Annotated in this window: 12 protein-coding genes and 1 pseudogene; 6 read left to right on the top strand and 7 right to left on the bottom strand. The window is 63.5% G+C overall.

What is annotated here, in order from left to right:
- Window positions 1–6 precede the first annotated feature (6 nt).
- Window positions 7–2,079: a DUF1217 domain-containing protein gene (locus GWG67_RS20845; RefSeq protein ID WP_275171181.1), complete on the bottom strand. Its 2,073-nt coding sequence runs from the start codon at window positions 2,077–2,079 to the stop codon at window positions 7–9.
- 261 nt (window positions 2,080–2,340) lie between these two features.
- On the opposite strand from GWG67_RS20845, the pseudogene GWG67_RS20840 reads away from it, so the two are divergent.
- The 3 genes and pseudogenes from GWG67_RS20840 to GWG67_RS20830 all read left to right on the top strand — a co-directional run bounded on the left by GWG67_RS20840 (window position 2,341) and on the right by GWG67_RS20830 (window position 5,506).
- A pseudogene (locus tag GWG67_RS20840) lies at window positions 2,341–3,106 on the top strand (AAA family ATPase).
- Between the two features lie 886 nt (window positions 3,107–3,992).
- Window positions 3,993–4,550, top strand: coding sequence for an SRPBCC family protein (locus tag GWG67_RS20835; RefSeq protein ID WP_275171180.1), 558 nt, complete (start codon window positions 3,993–3,995; stop codon window positions 4,548–4,550).
- 2 nt (window positions 4,551–4,552) lie between these two features.
- Entirely contained in the window at window positions 4,553–5,506 is a 954-nt protein-coding gene (locus GWG67_RS20830) for a cytochrome D1 domain-containing protein (protein WP_275171179.1), read from the top strand.
- Window positions 5,507–5,578: 72 nt separating this feature from the next.
- Here the strand turns inward: GWG67_RS20830 and GWG67_RS20825 are convergent, their stop codons facing one another.
- From GWG67_RS20825 to GWG67_RS20810, 4 genes are all read right to left on the bottom strand, one after another.
- Window positions 5,579–6,211 (bottom strand): HAD-IA family hydrolase, encoded by a 633-nt coding sequence (locus tag GWG67_RS20825; RefSeq protein ID WP_275171178.1) that lies wholly within the window; start codon window positions 6,209–6,211, stop codon window positions 5,579–5,581.
- 18 nt (window positions 6,212–6,229) lie between these two features.
- Window positions 6,230–6,793, bottom strand: a complete 564-nt coding sequence (locus GWG67_RS20820; protein ID WP_275171177.1) for a DinB family protein — start codon at window positions 6,791–6,793, stop codon at window positions 6,230–6,232.
- A 47-nt stretch (window positions 6,794–6,840) separates the two neighbouring features.
- A complete protein-coding gene (uvrA, locus tag GWG67_RS20815) occupies window positions 6,841–9,822 on the bottom strand; it encodes an excinuclease ABC subunit UvrA (protein ID WP_275171176.1) in 2,982 nt (993 codons plus the stop codon).
- Between the two features lie 285 nt (window positions 9,823–10,107).
- Window positions 10,108–10,779: an outer membrane protein gene (locus GWG67_RS20810; protein WP_275171175.1), complete on the bottom strand. Its 672-nt coding sequence runs from the start codon at window positions 10,777–10,779 to the stop codon at window positions 10,108–10,110.
- Between the two features lie 460 nt (window positions 10,780–11,239).
- Here GWG67_RS20810 and GWG67_RS20805 point away from each other — a divergent pair, with 460 nt between their 5' ends.
- Window positions 11,240–11,737 (top strand): single-stranded DNA-binding protein, encoded by a 498-nt coding sequence (locus GWG67_RS20805; RefSeq protein ID WP_007590726.1) that lies wholly within the window; start codon window positions 11,240–11,242, stop codon window positions 11,735–11,737.
- 373 nt (window positions 11,738–12,110) lie between these two features.
- Entirely contained in the window at window positions 12,111–14,855 is a 2,745-nt protein-coding gene (gyrA, locus tag GWG67_RS20800) for a DNA gyrase subunit A (protein ID WP_275171174.1), read from the top strand.
- A 114-nt stretch (window positions 14,856–14,969) separates the two neighbouring features.
- Here gyrA and GWG67_RS20795 read toward each other — a convergent pair whose 3' ends face one another.
- Window positions 14,970–16,823, bottom strand: coding sequence for a potassium transporter Kup (locus GWG67_RS20795; protein WP_275171386.1), 1,854 nt, complete (start codon window positions 16,821–16,823; stop codon window positions 14,970–14,972).
- Between the two features lie 216 nt (window positions 16,824–17,039).
- A complete protein-coding gene (locus tag GWG67_RS20790; RefSeq protein WP_275171173.1) occupies window positions 17,040–17,297 on the bottom strand; it encodes a hypothetical protein in 258 nt (85 codons plus the stop codon).
- 248 nt (window positions 17,298–17,545) lie between these two features.
- Here GWG67_RS20790 and coaD point away from each other — a divergent pair, with 248 nt between their 5' ends.
- Window positions 17,546–18,040: a pantetheine-phosphate adenylyltransferase gene (gene coaD, locus GWG67_RS20785; protein ID WP_275171172.1), complete on the top strand. Its 495-nt coding sequence runs from the start codon at window positions 17,546–17,548 to the stop codon at window positions 18,038–18,040.
- Window positions 18,041–18,051: the final 11 nt, after the last annotated feature.

Here is an 18,051-nt window from a genome sequence, read left to right as displayed (position 1 = left end):
CGATCATCAGTGGGTGCGTAGCTTGGCAATGGCCAAGTATGTGGAGTCACTGATCCCCGAACCGGATCCCTGAAACAGGTTGAGCAGGGGGGATTGACCCTGGCCGGTGCTCTGGCTGTTTCTGATGTCATACATGGCGGAGAAACGGTTCAGCAGCTTTGTAACCTTCGCGGGATCGGACAGGTCCTTGATCTTCATGAATCTGTCCACGAACTTGGCCTGCTGATCGATCGGCATCGCCGCCATCGAGTCAGGCAGATCGAAGGTGGTCCTGAACACCTCCGAAAGCGCCTTGTCGGCAAGGATGTCGTACGCGGACGTGATGCCCCCCGCCTTCCGCTGGAAATAGATCGCCAGGCGCACGCCGGGATTCGCATCCCCTTGCTGCTGCTCCAGGCTTTGCTCGACATAATTCGTCTGTGTTTCCCGAAACTGATCCCGCTTCTGCGGACCCATCATCGGAAGGCGCGCGACGTTGCCCTTGCTGTCGAAATTGAACGACGCGACGATTTCGGCAAAGCGAGGATCGTTCTCGGTGTTCGCGAAGCTCTTTGGATTGTTCAGGTCGGAGCTGAAGATCTTCTTGAGAAATTCCGTGCTGACCTTCCTGGGGTCCAAGCCCTTTGCCAGGAGGATGAAATCAACCATCGGCCTGTTTGCGAGAAGATCGGAAACACTGTCGATCCCGGTGATGGCTTGCTGATATTCCGACGCATCCTTCGTGGCCTGTGCCCGAACTGCCGCCTGCTGCTGGGGAGTTGCCGTGCTTGCGCTCTTCACCGCTGCAACGACATAGTCCTTCGCGATCTGGAGGACTTCAGCCGAGCCCTGAGCCACCAAGGGGGTCGTCAGATTGCCCTTTGCGTCGAAGTTGAAGGCGCGTGCCAGCTCCAGATATCGATTGTCCTTGAGGGTATAGACGTAGCTGTTGGGGTCGTTGAGATCGCTTTCGAGCACGGCCGTCACAGTCGCCGGCGAGACGTTTGCGGGATCGAGGCCGACGGCTCCCAGCGCAAAATCATACACGCCTGGTGTCGATACGAACGCCTGGACTGAATTGATCTTGAGGATGGCTGTTCTGAATTGCCTGATCGCAAAAGCTTCGTTCAACGGGCTCGCCGCCGAATAGACATCGGACTTGCTGTCGTCGAACCTCTGTTTCGTGATCGTGACGTTTGCAGCACTCTGCGCGGATACGCCTGACGGAAGCGACCCGTCGGAGGAAAACTCGAACGCGCCGGCGAGGTCCACAAACCCGCCGATCGTCCCTATCTGGTCGCTGAGGCTGGAAATGCTGTTCGCATATGACTCCAGATGATACTTTTCGACCAGGATCTGGACGTTCAACTGGGTCACGTTCGCGCCCGGTTGCGAGAGTTGGGCGGTGTAGTCGGCGATCCTTGAATTGGCTGCGGTGACATCCGATCGGGCCTGAGCAAGGTCGGCGTTGAGGCCACTCAGCTGAGAGGCGAAAGTGGTGTTGACGTAGCTGTTGGGATCGGATGGATCGCTGCGCAAGACCTGACTTATCGTGTCACGCGACCACTTGCCTTGATCGATTCCGTACGCCGAATAGACATAGTTGCGAAGACGGTCGTTGTTCAGGAGCTGGTCTGCACTGCTGATGTTGCCGATTTCGGCGCTGTAGTAATTCGAGTCGCCGGTAAGTGCATCGACCTGGCTCTTCCTGGTCGCCGTGTACAGACCGATCATCTCATCGGTCTGGTTCTCCGATTGCGCAACCGGCGTGGCGCTGCCATTGAAGGAAAATGCCGCGGCGAACTCGCGGTAACGCTTGTCGACCAGCTTGTTGACAAAGCTGTTTGCGTCGGAGAGGTCGCTCTCCAGCACCTTTTTCATGAAGGCCTTGGCGTAGGCCATGTCTTCCAGGCCATATGCCTTCGTTGCATAGTGATAAAGGCGATAGTCTTTCATGAAGTCGTCGACGGACTTCACCTTGCCGATGTGGGCTTTGTAATAGGCGGCCTCTCGCGCCACGTCCTGTTGCTGTTCGACCCGCGCCAGGGACTGCTTGAGATTGCGCGCGATGTAGCTGTAACTGAAATACGTTGATACCATCGCGCACTCCTCGCGGCTCTTACAGTCCCGGACGTCCGTCAATCATTGCGGGGTCGCGAGGTGGGGGCTGGCCTCATGCCAGGAAACTGTCTCAGAGCCAGGTTCTCCAAGGCGATTTCGGACCGCAATTCCAGATTCCAGTTTGCCCTCGTCACGCATGTCGGGGTTTGTTGCTGCATGTTTCTCAGATGCAGCTTTCGCGAGGGTTTCGTTCCTGATATGTTCCTGTCAAAGATGGTCGGATTGGATCGGAAACCGGACATGAGCCGAAGACGCAGCCGAACGATCAATCTGCCGGCGCCTTACCTGAAACCCGTCTGGCTCGACCCGTCGCAGGTTCGCGACCGCGAGGCTTATCCCTTTTGCCGGCCCATCTTTCCGGATGATTTCGATCTTAGCTTCAACGCCGCCATCACGATCATCCTCGGAGAGAATGGCACAGGGAAGTCGACGATCCTCGAAGGGGTTGCCGCGCTCGCCGGCTACGACGACGCCGGTGGCGGGAAGGGTTACATGCCCGTCGATCACTCGGAAGCGCGGGAGAAGATGGGTGGCCAACTCTCCAGGGCGCTGCGCGCAAGCTGGCTGCCGAAAACCACGAATGGCTGGTTTTTTCGCGCCGAGAGTTTTTTCTCGGTGGCGCGATATCTCGACAAGGCCGCACGTGATGCGGCCAGGTCGGTCCCAATTTCCTGTCGCATTCCCATGGCGAAGGCTTCCTGCGCTTCTTCGAGGAGCGTTGCCAGCGCCAAGGCATTTTCATCTTCGATGAGCCTGAATCGGCGTTGTCGCCGGCGCGCCAGATCGATTTCTGAAGCTGCTGAGATGCATGGAGGAGTCCCGCATCTGCCAGGTCATCATGGCGACCCATTCGCCGATGCTGATGGCCTTTCCCAACGCACAACTGCTTCGGCTCGGGAAATACGGCCTGGAGCCGACGACGGTGGAGCAGACCGATCATTACCGGGTGATGCGGGAGTTCTGTGACGACCCGCGCGGGTTCGTAGAGGCGACGCTCGCGGAGTGATTGAGCGGCCTGATCGGCACTCACTGTCTCGGGCCTCATTGCGAGGAGCCCTTGCGACGAAGCAATCCAGAGTCTCTCCGCGGAGGTACCCTGGATTGCTTCGCTGTGCTCGCAATGACGGAGCGAGAAGCATTCGTTGTTCTCCACCAACTCGCATCTGAATTGTAGACACATCTTCGCCTCCTCGCGGCATATCGGGCCCGAGCTTTGCCAGTACGGTGGCCCCCAAAAATGCCGAGGGCGCAGGGAAGGCCGGGTGCCGGCTGGCACCCACGGTCCACTGTGCGAAGGTTGCGCTACAAGAGGCTGCACAGCGGCATACAGGTGAAGCCCAACACACGGCCTTCCCTGCGCAGTGGTTTTACGGCTTATGTCGCGCTCTCCCCGGGGAGCGATGCACTATTGCCCCCGTCGCCTTGCGGATGGCTGATGCGCGCGCCCGGTCGGGCCGCGACATCACCGCAACACTTGGCGCACAGACCCCGGGCGCCAGGACCACACGATTTTGCCGTACGCAGGCTGCGCCGGTCGTGTGCGCGACGCCTTCGCTCACGGTTTCCCGCCCTGCAAAGCCCTTCGCGCCGACGCCGCCTGCGTCCACCACGTCCCATCCCGCGTTCGTGACGATCGCGATCCGCCCCTCGGCCGGGTTGGGATGGTTGTCTATACGATAAACCGAAATACGGATAAAGAGAAATATTTTTGCGAGCCGTGATTGACCCTCTGCTTGGGTGTTTTGCCCGCCGGGCGGCAAGGGGTTGTGGGGCGCCCGGACGCCCGCCGCAACGCGGCCACGAACGGGTCTCCCCTCGGCCGCAAAATGCGCTACCATGATCCCAGCGCGCTTCAAGTCGCGCATGATCAATGAGACGCATGAGGAAACGAGATGAGGGTGACGATTGGACGGCGCACGGTCCTGGCCGCGGTGCTCACTGCCGCGGGCGCGGTGGCTTTGACATCGGCCTGGGCCCACGGGCCGACCCGGCAGAAGGTGCGCGAATCCATCGAGATCAACGCTGCCCCGGCCAGGGTGTGGGCCGCAATCGGCAATTTCCAGGACATGAGCTGGCTGCCGCCTGTTACCAAGACCGAGGGCGAGAAGGGCAACGAGATCGGCGCGACGCGGAAGCTGACGCTGACGGGAGGCGCGACCGTCGACGAGGAGCTCTACAAGTTCGACGCCGCCGCGATGAGCTATTCCTACCGGATCACCAATGTGGACGTGAAGGTGCTGCCGGTGACCAATTATTCCTCGACGCTGACGGTGACGCCGAGTGCCGACGGCAAGGGCTCGACGCTGGAATGGGCCGGCGCGTTCTACCGCGGCTTTCCCAACAACGACCCGCCGCCGGAGCTGAGTGACGAAGCCGCGGTCAAGGCGGTGAAGGGGCTGTATCAGGCCGGCCTCGAGGCACTGAAGAAGAAGATCGAGAGCGGAAGCTGACGGTGCGGGCGCTGGTCCTGGCGGCGCTCGCCGCCAGCCTTTGCCTTGCCGGCATTGCCCATGTGTCCGCCGAAGAGGCGTTCGTCACCAACCAGCTCAGCGACGATCTGATGGTCGTCGATCTCGCCACCGCGCGCAGCGTTGCCATCATCCCGATCGGCGGCAAGCCCGCTGGCGTCGCCGTCAGCGCGGACGGGCGCTTTGCCTATGTCACGAGCCCGGATGCCAAGGCCGTGACGGTGGTGGACGCGGCAACGCGGCAGCTTGTGGGGCGGATCGAGGTCGGCGGCGGACCGCTTGGCATTGCCGTCGCGCCGGACGGCCGCACCGTCTACGTCGCGGACTGGTACGCGGCGGCCGTGCGGGTGATCGACGCGGCGAGCCGCAGCGTCACAGCCAGCATCGCGGTCGGCGCCTCGCCGTCGGGGCTCGCAGTGACGCCGGATGGCAAGCTGCTGCTCTCGGCCGATCGCGACGATGATAGCGTCTCGGTGGTGGACACCGCGACGCGCCAGCGCAGGGCGACCATCAAGGTTGGAACGCGTCCGTTCGGCGTCACCGTCGATGCCGAGGGCAAACGCGCCTACACCGCCAATGTCGGCTCCAACGATGTCTCGGTGATCGACATCGCCGCTGGGGCCGAGACCGGCCGCGTGCCGGTCGGGATGCGCCCCTATGCGGTCGCGCTGGCGCGGGGCCGCGGCTTCGTCACCGACCAGTATGGCGGCACTGTCAGCGTGTTCGACCTGGCGACGCTGAAGCCGATCAAGCGGATCAATGTCGGCGACTACCCCGAAGGCATCGCCGCGACAGCGGACGGCAAACGCGTCATCGTCGCCTGCTGGGAGAGCAATACACTCAGCATCATCGACGCGGCCGAGATGAAAGTGATCGGCGAAGTCAAGACCGGCGACGGCCCGCGCGCGTTCGGGGCGTTCTTGCGCAGGACGGAGTAGGGGCGTGTAGCCCGCATGGAGCGAAGCGGAATGCGGGGACACTTTCCCGGATTGCGCGTTGCTCCATCCGGGCTACGACGCCGGGCGCACTGTGCGCGCAATCTCATCCATCTGCTCAAACATATGATCCGGCGCCAGCGCCCGCAGCGCCGCCGGCGCCGCATAACCCCAGGCCACCGCACCGCAGGCGATCCCCACGGCCCGCGCCGCCTCGATGTCGCGCACCTCGTCGCCGATCGCGATGACCTTGCCCGGTTCCACGCCGGCGCGCCGCATGACCCGTCGGAATTTCGACGGTTTGCCGAACAGCGAGGCCGCGCAGTCGAAATGCGCGAACAGCGCCGCGCAATCGCCGAGCTTCTCGCGCGCATTGGCTTCGCTGTCCGAGGTTACCAGCGCGAGCTGCACGCCGTTCTCCGCCAGCGTCCGCAGCATCGCCTCGACGCCCGCAAACAGCGAAATCTCCGCCGCAGCCTCGGCCTTCAGCCGCCGCGCATGCCGGGCGATCGCCGGCAGCTTCCACAAGGGCACCTCGAGCCGGCTGAGAATCTCGCGCGACGAAGCATGCCGCAGCCCCTCGACATCTTCATCCGCGACGCGGCGGAAGCCGAAGCGATCGGCGACGTCGTTGATGGTGCGCAGGAACCACGGAAAGCTGTCGGCCAGCGTGCCGTCGAGATCGAAGATGGCGAGGGAGTAGGGCATGGAGGCGAGGCTACACCGCTAGGCTTTCCACACGGTTTCCTCGGTCCATCCGAGTTGGTCAAATTCGGAAGCCCTGAGCGGTGCTTCTCCCTCGGCGAAGAATTCGTCGAGCTGAGGCGGCGCGATACTTGTTGCAGAGAGCATCGCGTGCGCCTGTCCGCGGTGATGGATCTGGTGCTGAAACAGATGCATGAGTAGCCGATCACGGCGTTCGGTCTGGACCCGCGTGTCGCGGTTGATCCGCACAATGCCGTCGAGATTCTCGGGCGTCAGCGCATCGCAGACAGCAATCAAGCGCTTGTCGATCGCGGATTGCGCGGGCTTCAGCGCGGCAAGTGAAAGGTGCGGCACCTGGTTCTTCCAAGCCGCCGGTCCCAGCCATCCGCCCTCCAGCGCATCGACATAGAAGAGGTCAATGACATGGATGTGGTTGAGCGTGCGCTGCAAGCTTGGAAAGAAGCCGGTTCGTGCGGCTTCGAAGTCAGCCTGAGACAGCGCGGCGCAAGCAGTGAGCAGCCGATGGTTCGCCCAAGCATTATTGTGGGCGAACGCACGATAGGTTTGCACAAGTCCGGCAGGCAAACTCAGTCTCCCTCAGACAATGTGTCGGCATGCTCCCGCTGCGTAACCTACTCCGCCGCCTCGCTCGCCGCGCGCCTCCGCTTCGGCTTCCGCGCCTTCGCCAGCACCGGAGCCAGAAACTTCCCCGTATAGCTCCGCGGCGCTTTCGCGATGTCTTCCGGCGGGCCCCAGGCGACGATCTCGCCGCCGCCGTCGCCGCCTTCGGGGCCGAGGTCGATGACCCAGTCGGCGGTCTTGATGACTTCGAGATTGTGCTCGATGACGACGACCGTGTTGCCCTGTGCGACCAGCTCGTGCAGCACCTCCAACAGCTTCTTGACGTCGTGGAAATGCAGGCCGGTGGTCGGCTCGTCCAGGATGTAGAGCGTGCGGCCGGTGGCGCGCTTTGACAGCTCTTTCGCCAGCTTGACGCGCTGGGCTTCGCCGCCGGACAGCGTGGTGGCCTGCTGGCCGACATGGATGTAGTCGAGGCCGACGCGATGCAGCGTCTGGAAGGTCTCGCGCACGCGTGGGACCGCCTTGAAGAACTCGGCGGCTTCCTCGACGGTCATGTCGAGCACGTCGGCGATGCTCTTGCCTTTGAACAGGACTTCCAGCGTCTCGCGGTTGTAGCGCTTGCCCTTGCAGACGTCGCAGGTGACGTAGACGTCGGGCAGAAAGTGCATCTCGATCTTGATGACGCCGTCGCCCTGGCAGGCCTCGCAGCGGCCGCCCTTGACGTTGAAGGAGAAGCGGCCGGGCTCGTAGCCGCGCGCTTTCGATTCGGGCAGGCCCGCAAACCATTCGCGGATCGGCGTGAAGGCGCCGGTATAGGTCGCGGGGTTCGAACGTGGCGTGCGGCCGATCGGCGACTGGTCGATGTCGATGATCTTGTCGATGTGCTCGAGGCCCTCGATGCGATCGTGCGGCGCGGCGCCTTCGCTGGCATTGTTCAGCTTGCGGGCGATTGCCTTGTAGAGCGTGTCGATCAGCAGCGTCGACTTGCCGCCGCCGGAGACGCCGGTGACGCAGGTGAACAGGCCGAGCGGAATTTCGGCCGTGACGTTCTTGAGGTTATTGCCGCGCGCGTTGACCACCTTGATGGTGCGGCGATGGTTCGGCGGACGCCGCTCCGGCACCTCGACCTCGAGCTCGCCCGTGAGATATTTGCCGGTGAGCGAGTTCGGGTTGCGCATGATCTCGGCGGGCGTGCCTTCGGCGATGATGTTGCCGCCATGCATGCCGGCGCCAGGCCCGATGTCGAGCACGTGGTCGGCGAGCAGGATCGCGTCCTCATCGTGCTCGACCACGATCACGGTGTTGCCGAGGTCGCGAAGTCTCTTGAGGGTGTCGAGCAGGCGCGCATTGTCGCGCTGGTGCAGGCCGATCGAGGGCTCGTCGAGCACATAGAGCACGCCTGTCAGCCCCGAGCCGATCTGCGAGGCCAGGCGGATGCGCTGGCTCTCGCCGCCGGAGAGCGTGCCGGAGGAGCGGGAGAGCGTGAGATAGTTGAGGCCGACGTCGAGCAGGAAGGTGAGGCGCTCGCGGATCTCCTTGAGAATGCGGCCGGCGATCTCGTTCTGCTGGGTGTTCAGCGCCTCCGGCACGGTCTCGAACCACGCGCCGGCGCCCTTCACCGACATCTCGGAAATGTCGCCGATATGCTTGCCGCCGATCTTGACGCAGAGCGCCTCGGGCTTCAGCCGAAAGCCGTGGCAGCCCTCGCAGGGCACGTCGTGGAAATACTTCGCCAGCTCCTCGCGCGCCCACTCGCTCTCGGTCTCGCGATAGCGGCGGTTGATGTTGGTGATGACGCCCTCGAACGGCTTCTTGGTGTCGTAGGAGCGGACGCCGTCCTCGTAGGAGAACTTGATCTCGTCCTCGCCGGAGCCATGGAGGATCGCGTTCTGCGTCTTCTTGGGCAGATCCTTCCACTTGGTGGTCAGCGTGAATTTGTAGTGCTTGCCGAGCGCAGTCAGCGTCTGAATGTAATAGGGCGACGAGGACTTGGCCCAGGGCGCGATGGCGCCCTTGCCGATGGCAAGCTCCTTGTCGGGGATGACGAGGTCTTCGTCGACATGCTGCTCGACACCGAGGCCGCCGCAGGCGGGGCAGGCGCCATAGGGATTGTTGAACGAGAACAGCCGGGGCTCGATCTCGGGGATGGTGAAGCCGGAGACCGGACAGGCGAACTTTTCCGAGAACAGCATGCGCTCGGGTCCGCTCTTGTCGTGGATCTTTGCGGTCTTCTTTTTCTCTTCCGCGGGTGCTGCTGCAGCCGGCACGTCCGCGAATTCGATGACGGCGAGGCCCTCGGCGAGCTTCAGCGCGGTCTCGAAGCTTTCGGCGAGGCGCTGGCCGATGTCGGCGCGCACCACGATGCGATCGACCACGACGTCGATGTCGTGCGGGAATTTCTTGTCGAGAACAGGCGCTTCCGCGAGCTCGTGGAAGGCGCCGTCGATCTTGACGCGCTGAAAGCCCTTCTTGAGCCATTCGGCGAGTTCTTTGCGGTACTCGCCCTTGCGGCCGCGCACGACGGGCGCGAGCAGATAGAGCCGCGAGCCCTCGGGCAGCGCCAGCACGCGGTCGACCATCTGCGAGACGGTCTGGCTCTCGATCGGCAGACCGGTGGCGGGCGAATAGGGCACGCCGACACGCGCCCACAGCAGGCGCATATAGTCGTAGATTTCGGTGACGGTGCCGACGGTGGAGCGCGGGTTCTTCGACGTCGTCTTCTGCTCGATCGAGATCGCCGGCGACAGGCCGTCGATCTGGTCGACATCAGGCTTCTGCATCATCTCCAGGAACTGGCGGGCATAGGCCGACAGAGATTCGACGTAGCGGCGCTGGCCCTCGGCGTAGATGGTGTCGAACGCGAGCGAGGATTTGCCGGAGCCCGACAGCCCCGTGAACACCACCAGCTTGTCGCGGGGAATCTCGACGTCGACGTTCTTGAGGTTGTGCTCGCGCGCGCCACGGATGGTAATTGCGCGCAGGTTTGATCCCACGTTCTGTTGTTGGCGCTTCGCCTTGATCACTTCGTCCATCCTGGTGGTCCTCAGGGAATCCAAAAGCGCGCGATCGCGCCAACGCAATAGGCGCGCTTCGCCCGGAACCGGGATCGGCGCCGATGGGTATGTAAGCGAACGTAGGAAGAACGAGGACGGATTTCCAGTGGGACTTGCGAATCGTCAACCGATTGTTGGCGCGCTGGCGGCATCTGGCAGGAGCAGGGCCTTGCGGAACTGCGGGTGAATGGACCGTCCAAACAAAAAGGCCGGCGCAAGGCCGGCCTTTCGTAACGCGGATGGCGTTGGAGCTAAGTACTGAACTCAGTACTTGGCGACCACTGGGCCCCCGAAGTGATAGTTCACGCCGACCTGCACGGTGTGGAAGCTGTCCGTGCCCGTGTTGAACGGGAGACCGATGCCGGAGAAGTACGTCTCGCCGCTGAAGCTGCGATAGAGGTACTCGCCCTTGACCGACCACTGAGGGGCAAAGAACGCTTCGACGCCCGCACCGACGGTCCAGCCGGAGCGCAGCTTGGTGTCAGAAACGCTCACGCCGGGGACGCTGAGGGTCAGCTTGTTGTCGATCCAGGCGTAACCACCAGTGCCGTAGAACAGGACATTGTTGACGGCGTAGCCGATGCGGCCGCGCACGGTGCCCAGTGCGTCGATCTTGTTCGACAGGGTGAGGCCGCCCACCAGCGCCGACGCGCTGAGGTCAGCCCATGCAGCATCGGCCTCGAGACCGAACACAACGTTGCCGGTCTGCCAGTTGTAGCCGGCGGTGCCACCGACGAAACCGCCCTTCACCTTCGGGTCGGTCGAGGAGTCTTCCCAAGCGCCGCCGCCAACGATACCGAGGTAGAAGCCGGTCCAGTTGTAGACCGAAGCCATGGCCACCGGGGCCTTGGTGTAGGGGCGCGCCGCGAGATCAGCGGCCGAAGCCGGGGCAGCGAGAGCGAACAAACAGGCCGAAGCCAACAAAACCTTTTTCATTTTCAACTAATCCCAGTCCCAGTTTCTGATTGTGCCTTCCACGATAGGGAAGGGCATCGGACTCACTTGCCCAACTGAGGCCGTACTTACACCATTGAAGCCGCAAGTTGTGTCACTGGAAAGCCACAGCAGCCTGAAAATGGTGCAGTTGCTGACCTATTGTTCCCATAGAGGGCAAGCCTTCCTTCCTTTCCGGGAACCCACAAGGTTCCTCTTGGGGCGTGCCTTTTCACAGCACATTGGCGATCGATCCCACACATTCAGTGCTGTCGTTCGCCAAGAACAAATCTGGAACGAACTGGAGGTCGATGCTATATGTGGGGATAACCCGAGGGGTGACGGACGGATCGGCGGCCGCAAGCGTTCGGCGAGCGTATAGGGTCGCCTCGACGGGCACGGCGGAACGCGGGGAGCGGACCGGCCTTCTTGAATTCAGTGGCATTCGGAGTGGAGAGCGGAGATGGCGGGAAGCGTCAACAAGGTCATTCTGGTTGGAAATCTCGGCAAGGATCCCGAAATCCGCCGCACCCAAGACGGGCGGCCGATCGCCAATCTGAGCGTCGCGACCTCGGAGACGTGGCGCGACAAGGCGACCGGCGAGCGCAAGGAAAAGACCGAGTGGCACCGCGTCGTGATCTTCAATGAAGGGCTCTGCAAGGTCGCCGAACAATATCTGAAGAAGGGCGCCAAGATTTACGTCGAGGGTGCGCTCCAGACCCGCAAATGGACCGACCAGAGCGGTGTCGAAAAGTACTCGACCGAAGTCGTGCTGCAGGGCTTCAACTCCACCCTGACGATGCTGGACGGCCGTAGCGGCGGCGGCGGTGGCGGCAGCTTCGGCGACGAGCCGGGCGGCGATTTCGGCTCCTCCGGTCCCGTCAGCAGCGCACCGCGGCGCCCTGTTGCGGCCGGCGGCGGTGGCCGCAACAGCGACATGGACGACGATATCCCGTTCTGAGCGATCAGGTTCTGAGAACGCGGCGTCTCGATGCGGATGCGCCGGCCGGATGGGTCGGCGCTTCTCATCTCGTGTCAGAAAATCCCACTAATCGGCAGGACGGGCTCGGGATTTCCGGGCCCGCTTCATGTTTGGGTTGAGCTCGGATTGCGGCTTGGTAAACGCGCTGATGGGGCAAGCTCGGCGCGCGGTTTTCCACGCGTGACCGGCAATTTTGCAAGGTCGATGCGGGGGCTGTCCAAGACACCGCTCGCAAGGGCTTAAGTTATTGGAAAAATAGGCGGAAAAAGCGCTTCCCAGAACGCCGCGAGGGTGGTTATCAGAGGCTCGATGCGCTATATGATTCCCAGATAAAACCTCACCGGATTTCCCCTTGGCTGACGACGACGACAAGCCCGGCGACCAGCCGGCGCAACCCTCGGATATTCGCCCCGTCTCCATCTTCGAGGAGATGAAGAAGTCCTATCTCGACTACGCCATGAGCGTGATCGTGGCGCGGGCGCTGCCTGACGCCCGCGACGGTCTGAAGCCGGTGCACCGCCGCATCCTGTACTCGATGAACGAGCAGGGGCACACGCCGGACAAGAAGTACGTCAAGTCCGCCCGCGTGGTCGGTGACGTCATCGGTAAATATCATCCGCATGGTGACCAGTCGATCTACGACGCCATGGTCCGGATGGCGCAGGACTTCTCCATGCGCGTGCCGCTGATCGACGGCCAGGGCAATTTCGGCTCGGTCGACGGCGATCCCCCGGCTGCCTATCGTTATACCGAAGCCCGATTGACCAAGGCGGCGCTGGCTCTGCTGGCCGACATCGACAAGGACACGGTCGATTTCCAGCCGAACTATGACAACAACGAGACCGAACCGTCGGTCTTGCCGGCCAAGTTCCCGAATCTCCTCGTCAACGGCGCCGGCGGCATCGCGGTCGGCATGGCGACCAACATCCCGCCGCACAATCTCGGCGAGGTTATCGACGCCTGCGTCGCGCTGATCGACAACCCCGCGCTCACCATCGACGAGCTCATCAACATCGTGCCGGGACCGGATTTCCCGACCGGCGGCGTCATCCTCGGACGGCAGGGCATCCGCGCCGCCTATCACCTCGGCCGCGGCTCGGTCATGATGCGCGGCAAGGTCGCGATCGAGACCATCCGCAAGGAGCGCGAGGCGATCATCATCACCGAGATTCCCTACCAGGTGAACAAGGCGACGATGGTCGAGCGCATCGCCGAGCTGGTCAAGGAAAAGAAGATCGAAGGCATCGGCGACCTGCGCGATGAATCGGATCGCGACGGCTACCGCGTCGTCATCGAACTGAAGCGCGACGCCGTGCCGGATGTGGTGCTGAATCAGCTCTATAGGTTCACGCCGCTGCAGACGAGCTTCGGCGTCAACATGGTGGCGCTCGACAGCGGCCGTCCGCGGATCATGCATCTGAAGGACCTGCTGGCGATCTTCGTCGACTTCCGCGAGCGCGTCGTCACGCGGCGCACCAAGTTCCTGCTCGCCAAGGCTCGTGATCGCGCCCATATCCTAGTCGGTCTCGCCATCGCGGTCGCCAATATCGACGAGATGATCCGCGTCATCCGGACCTCGCCCGATCCGACCACCGCGCGCGACACCCTGATGTCGCGCGACTGGCCGGCCCGCGACGTCGAGGACATGCTGACGCTGATCGACGATCCGCGCCACCGCATCAGCGAGAACGGCACGATCCGGCTGTCGATGGAGCAGGCAAGGGCCATTCTCGATTTGCGCCTGCAACGCCTCACCGCACTCGGCCGCGACGAAATCCGCGAGGAGCTCGACAAGCTCGCCGGCGAGATCGCCGACTATCTCGCCATCCTGCGCTCGCGCGACCGCGTGCTTGAAATCATCAAGTTCGAGCTTGCCGAAGTGAAGGCCGAGTTCGCGACCCCGCGCCGCACCGTCATCATCGAGCAGGAAGGCGAGGTCGAGGACGAGGACCTGATCCAGCGCGAGGACATGGTGGTGACCGTCTCCCACGCCGGCTACGTCAAGCGCGTGCCGCTGTCGGCCTACCGGGCCCAGCGCCGCGGCGGCAAGGGCCGCGCCGGCATGCAGACCCGCGACGAGGATTTTGTCAGCCGGCTGTTCGTGGCGTCCACGCATACGCCGATGCTGTTCTTCTCCTCGCGCGGCCAGGTCTACAAGATCAAGGTCTGGCGCCTTCCGATGGCCGCGCCGAATGCGCGCGGCAAGGCGCTGATCAACATCCTGCCGCTGGAGCAGGGCGAGCGCATCACCACCATCATGCCGCTGCCGGAGGACGAGTCCACCTGGGGCAATCTCGACGTGATGTTCGCCACGACAGGCGGCAACGTCCGGCGCAACAAGCTGTCCGACTTCGTCGATGTCCGCCGCTCCGGCATCATCGCGATGAAGCTCGACGACAACGAAGCGATCGTCGACGTGCAGATCTGCACCGAGCACGACGACGTGCTTTTGACCGGCGCCGGCGGCCAGTGCATCCGTTTTCCCGTCACCGACGTGCGCGTGTTCACCGGGCGCACCTCGATGGGCGTGCGCGGCATTGCGCTTGCCGAGGGCGACAAGGTGATCTCGCTGGCGATCCTGCGCCACGTCGAGACGACGTCCGACGAGCGCTCGGCGTACCTGAAGATGCGCCGCGCGGTCGCCGGCGAAGCTGCGGCCGAGGAGCCGGCGGCGGACGCCGAAGCCGAGGAGACCTCCGGCAGTTTCCAGCTCCCCCAGGAGCGCTATATCGAGATGTCGGCGGCCGAGCAGGTCGTGCTGACCGTCTCCGTCAACGGCTACGGCAAGCGGACCTCGTCCTACGAGTACCGCACCACCGGCCGCGGCGGCAAAGGCATCGTCGCCATGAGCGTCAACAACCGCAACGGCAACCTGGTGGCGTCGTTCCCGGTGGAAGACGCCGACCAGATCATGCTGGTCACCGACAAGGGCCAGCTGATCCGCTGCCCGGTCGAAGGCATCCGCGTCGCCGGCCGCTCGACCCAGGGCGTGATCGTGTTCGACACCGCCGAGGACGAACACGTCGTCTCGGTCGAGCACATCACGGAAGAGGCCGAGAGCGGGAACGGGACGAATGGAGACTCAAACGGGGAGTGATGCGTCACCCCCCGTAGCCCGGGTGGAGCGCAAGCGAAATCCGGGTTCTTCATTCGAACGGCTGTCCCGGATTACGCTTGCGCTCCATCCGGGCTACTGCACTGTCTAGCTAGACTAAATCTCCAGCTCCGTGCCGAACTCGACCACCTGCTTGGTCGGCACGCCGAAGAACGCGGCGGAGCGTTCGGCGTTGCGTTGCAGAAAGGCGAACACGGTTTCGCGCCAGACCCACATGCCCGGCACGTCCTCGCGCGGGATGATGGTCTCGCGGCCGACGTAATAGGTGATGTCGGAGAGGTCGACGCCGGGCAGCGTGCCGTGGCGGCATGCCAGGGTCAGCCCGTCGTAGATCGTCGGGTTCTGCATGAAGCCGTAATGCAGGATGACGCGGGTAATGCCGGGAATGATCTCGATCACCTCGATGCGGTCTTCGTCGGCGATGTGAGGAAGCTCCTCGATCAACACGGTGACCAGGACGATGCGCTCGTGCAGCACATGGTTGTGCTTGACGAACTGGGTCAACGCCAGCGGCACCCCGCGCGCCGCCGACGCCAGGAACACTGCGGTGCCGGGGAGTCTCGCGGTGCACTTGTTGACCGCGGTCTCGATCAGATCCTCCTCGGGCTGGCGCAGCTTCGCGCGTGCCGCTTCGACGAGCTTCACGCCGCTGCGCCAGGTCAGCATCAGGAAGGCGACGAAGCCCGCGAGCATCAGCGGAAACCAGCCGCCCTCGAACAGCTTGATCGAATTGGCCGAGAAGAAGATCACGTCGATCACGAAGAAGAAGCCGTTCACGGCCACCACGAGCCACGGCGAATAGCCCCACTGGATCGCGACCAGGGCAGCGAGCAGCGTCGTGATCGCCATCAACAGCGACACCGCGATGCCGTAGGCGCCGGCCAACGCCTCCGAACTGCCGAAGCTCAGCACGGCGCCGAGGGTTGCGGCGGCGAGCAGCCAGTTCACCAGCGGCACGTAGATCTGGCCGATCGCGTCGCTCGTGGTGTGACGGATCTGCATGCGCGGCAGGAAGCCGAGCTGAATCGACTGCTGGGTCAGCGAGAACACGCCGGAAATGATCGCCTGCGAGGCGATCACGGTCGCGACCGCAGAGAAGGCGACCAGCGGATAATGCAGGGCGTCAGGGCAGAGCTGGAAGAACGGATTTTCGATCATGGTGGGGTCGGTGATCAGCAGTGCGGCCTGGCCGAAATAGTTTAGCACCAGCGCGGGGAGGCAGATCGCGAACCAGGCCAGCCGGATCGGCAGGCGGCCGAAATGCCCCATGTCGGCATACATGGCCTCCCCGCCGGTCACGGCGAGGAAGGCGGCACCCAGGATCGCGAAGGAGACATGAAAATCCTGGTGGATCAGGAAGTCGAACGCATAGAGCGGGCTCAGCGCCGCCAGCACCGCCGGCGCCTTGACGATGCCGTGGATGCCGAGCGCTGCCAGCACGAAGAACCAGGCGAGCATCACCGGTCCGAAGATGCGGCCGATGAAGCCGGTGCCCTGCTTCTGCATCATGAACAGTCCGATCAGGATGACGATGGTCACGGGCACGACCGCCGGCGCGAGCGAGGGGGCGTCGACCTTCAGACCTTCGATGGCGCTGAGCACGGAAATGGCCGGCGTGATCGCGCCGTCGCCGTACAGTAGCGCGGCGCCGACGAGGCCGACGACCAGCAGATGCGCGCGCCAGGTGCCGGGTTGGGCGTTGCGGGCATGCAGCAAGGCCAGCAGGGCGACGATGCCGCCTTCGCCGCGGTTGTCCGCACGCAGAATCAACAGCGCATATTTCAGCGAGATGATCAGCAGCAATGCCCAGAGGATCAAGGAGGCAACGCCCAGAACGGCATCGTTCGTCAATGTGCCGCCGTGGGCGGCGGCCTTGGCGGCTTCCTTCAGGGCGTAGAGGGGGCTGGTGCCGATATCGCCATAGACCACCCCGAGGGCGCCCATGGTCATCGCAAGTGGCAGTGGATCAGGTTGATGGCCGGAGGCAACCGCGGGCGTACTGGACAATGGCGACCCCCCGATGGGATCGCGCCCGACGGGTCATTCCGACGGGCGCGAGCATCAGGCAGTCTGCGACGGGACGTCGCAAATATCCATGGGGTTTATTTTGGGGGTTATCGTTGGGACTTACCGGAAAGTTTCCTGACGAGAAACTGACAGATCTCGCTACGGAGTGCGGTTGGCAGTCACGAGGCGAGCCTCGCGGATATTGGCTTTGGTGCCGGCCTGGCGAAGGCAGGACGCCTCGAAGTTCGGCCAGGCCTGCTGCGAGCAGTCCTTGCCGACCGTGCGGATATCGAGCCGGTCGCTCTTGGCGAGCGGCTGCGGCACGCTCGCCTCGACGGTCGGGGCGAAGCCGGGCAGGAGGGTGAGGGCGGCAGCAACACACGCAGAGATGGCGATCGCCGAAAGAGCCTTGATCATGACAGTCCCCTGTGATGCGGCCGCTACGCCCAGTGTGCGGCCCGTCGTTCGTTGGCCGGATTAGTAACCATGTCCAGTTTCCGGACGTCTTCGCGAACGCGGGAAATGGTTTCGTTCGCGCTCCGTTTTGTTTCGTGGCCGCCCTCAGGACGAAACAATTGGGCGCATTCCGACGCGGTTCTTGCGGAAAAACCGCCAGGGAACCGGACCGGCTTGCCGGGCCGGGCAGGGCGCGGTAGGACGTGGCCATGCCCCGCATTGCCTTCTATCCAGGTTCCTTCGACCCCATCACCAACGGCCATCTGGACGTGGTCCGCCACAGCGTGTCGCTGTGCGACAGGCTCGTTGTCGCGATCGGGGTGCACCCCGGCAAGAAGCCTCTGTTCTCGACTGAGGAGCGGCTGAAGATGCTCCATGACGTCTGTGGGCCGGTGGCGGCCCAGGCCGGCTGCGTGCTCGAAGCCGCGACATTTGACGATCTGTCGGTGACATCGGCGCGCAAGCACGGTGCGACGATCATGATTCGGGGCCTGCGCGACGGCACCGACCTCGACTACGAGATGCAGCTCGCCGGCATGAACGAGGCCATGGCGCCCGAGGTGCATACGGTCTTTCTGCCGGCTTCTCCCATGGTCCGCCCGATCACCGCCACTTTGGTGCGCCAGATCGCTGCCATGGGCGGGGACGTCTCGGCCTTCGTCCCGCCGCTGGTTGCGGCGCTGCTCAAGGCAAAATTCGCCTGATAACGGCGCGT

The organism is Bradyrhizobium sp. CSS354 (assembly GCF_029051725.1).
Taxonomy (GTDB): domain Bacteria; phylum Pseudomonadota; class Alphaproteobacteria; order Rhizobiales; family Xanthobacteraceae; genus Bradyrhizobium.
The sequence above is the reverse complement of the archived record's forward strand: the minus strand, read 5'-3'. Positions and strand labels throughout refer to the sequence as shown.

Bases quoted from the DNA above. Each gene is read 5' to 3' on its own strand.
- GWG67_RS20845 (WP_275171181.1), bottom strand. From the start codon at position 2,079: ATGGTATCAACGTATTTCAGTTACAGCTACATCGCGCGCAATCTCAAG.
- GWG67_RS20835 (WP_275171180.1), top strand. From the start codon at position 3,993: ATGAGGGTGACGATTGGACGGCGCACGGTCCTGGCCGCGGTGCTCACT.
- GWG67_RS20825 (WP_275171178.1), bottom strand. From the start codon at position 6,211: ATGCCCTACTCCCTCGCCATCTTCGATCTCGACGGCACGCTGGCCGAC.
- uvrA (WP_275171176.1), bottom strand. From the start codon at position 9,822: ATGGACGAAGTGATCAAGGCGAAGCGCCAACAACAGAACGTGGGATCA.
- GWG67_RS20810 (WP_275171175.1), bottom strand. From the start codon at position 10,779: ATGAAAAAGGTTTTGTTGGCTTCGGCCTGTTTGTTCGCTCTCGCTGCC.
- GWG67_RS20805 (WP_007590726.1), top strand. From the start codon at position 11,240: ATGGCGGGAAGCGTCAACAAGGTCATTCTGGTTGGAAATCTCGGCAAG.
- GWG67_RS20795 (WP_275171386.1), bottom strand. From the start codon at position 16,823: ATGACCATGGGCGCCCTCGGGGTGGTCTATGGCGATATCGGCACCAGC.
- GWG67_RS20790 (WP_275171173.1), bottom strand. From the start codon at position 17,297: ATGATCAAGGCTCTTTCGGCGATCGCCATCTCTGCGTGTGTTGCTGCC.
- coaD (WP_275171172.1), top strand. From the start codon at position 17,546: ATGCCCCGCATTGCCTTCTATCCAGGTTCCTTCGACCCCATCACCAAC.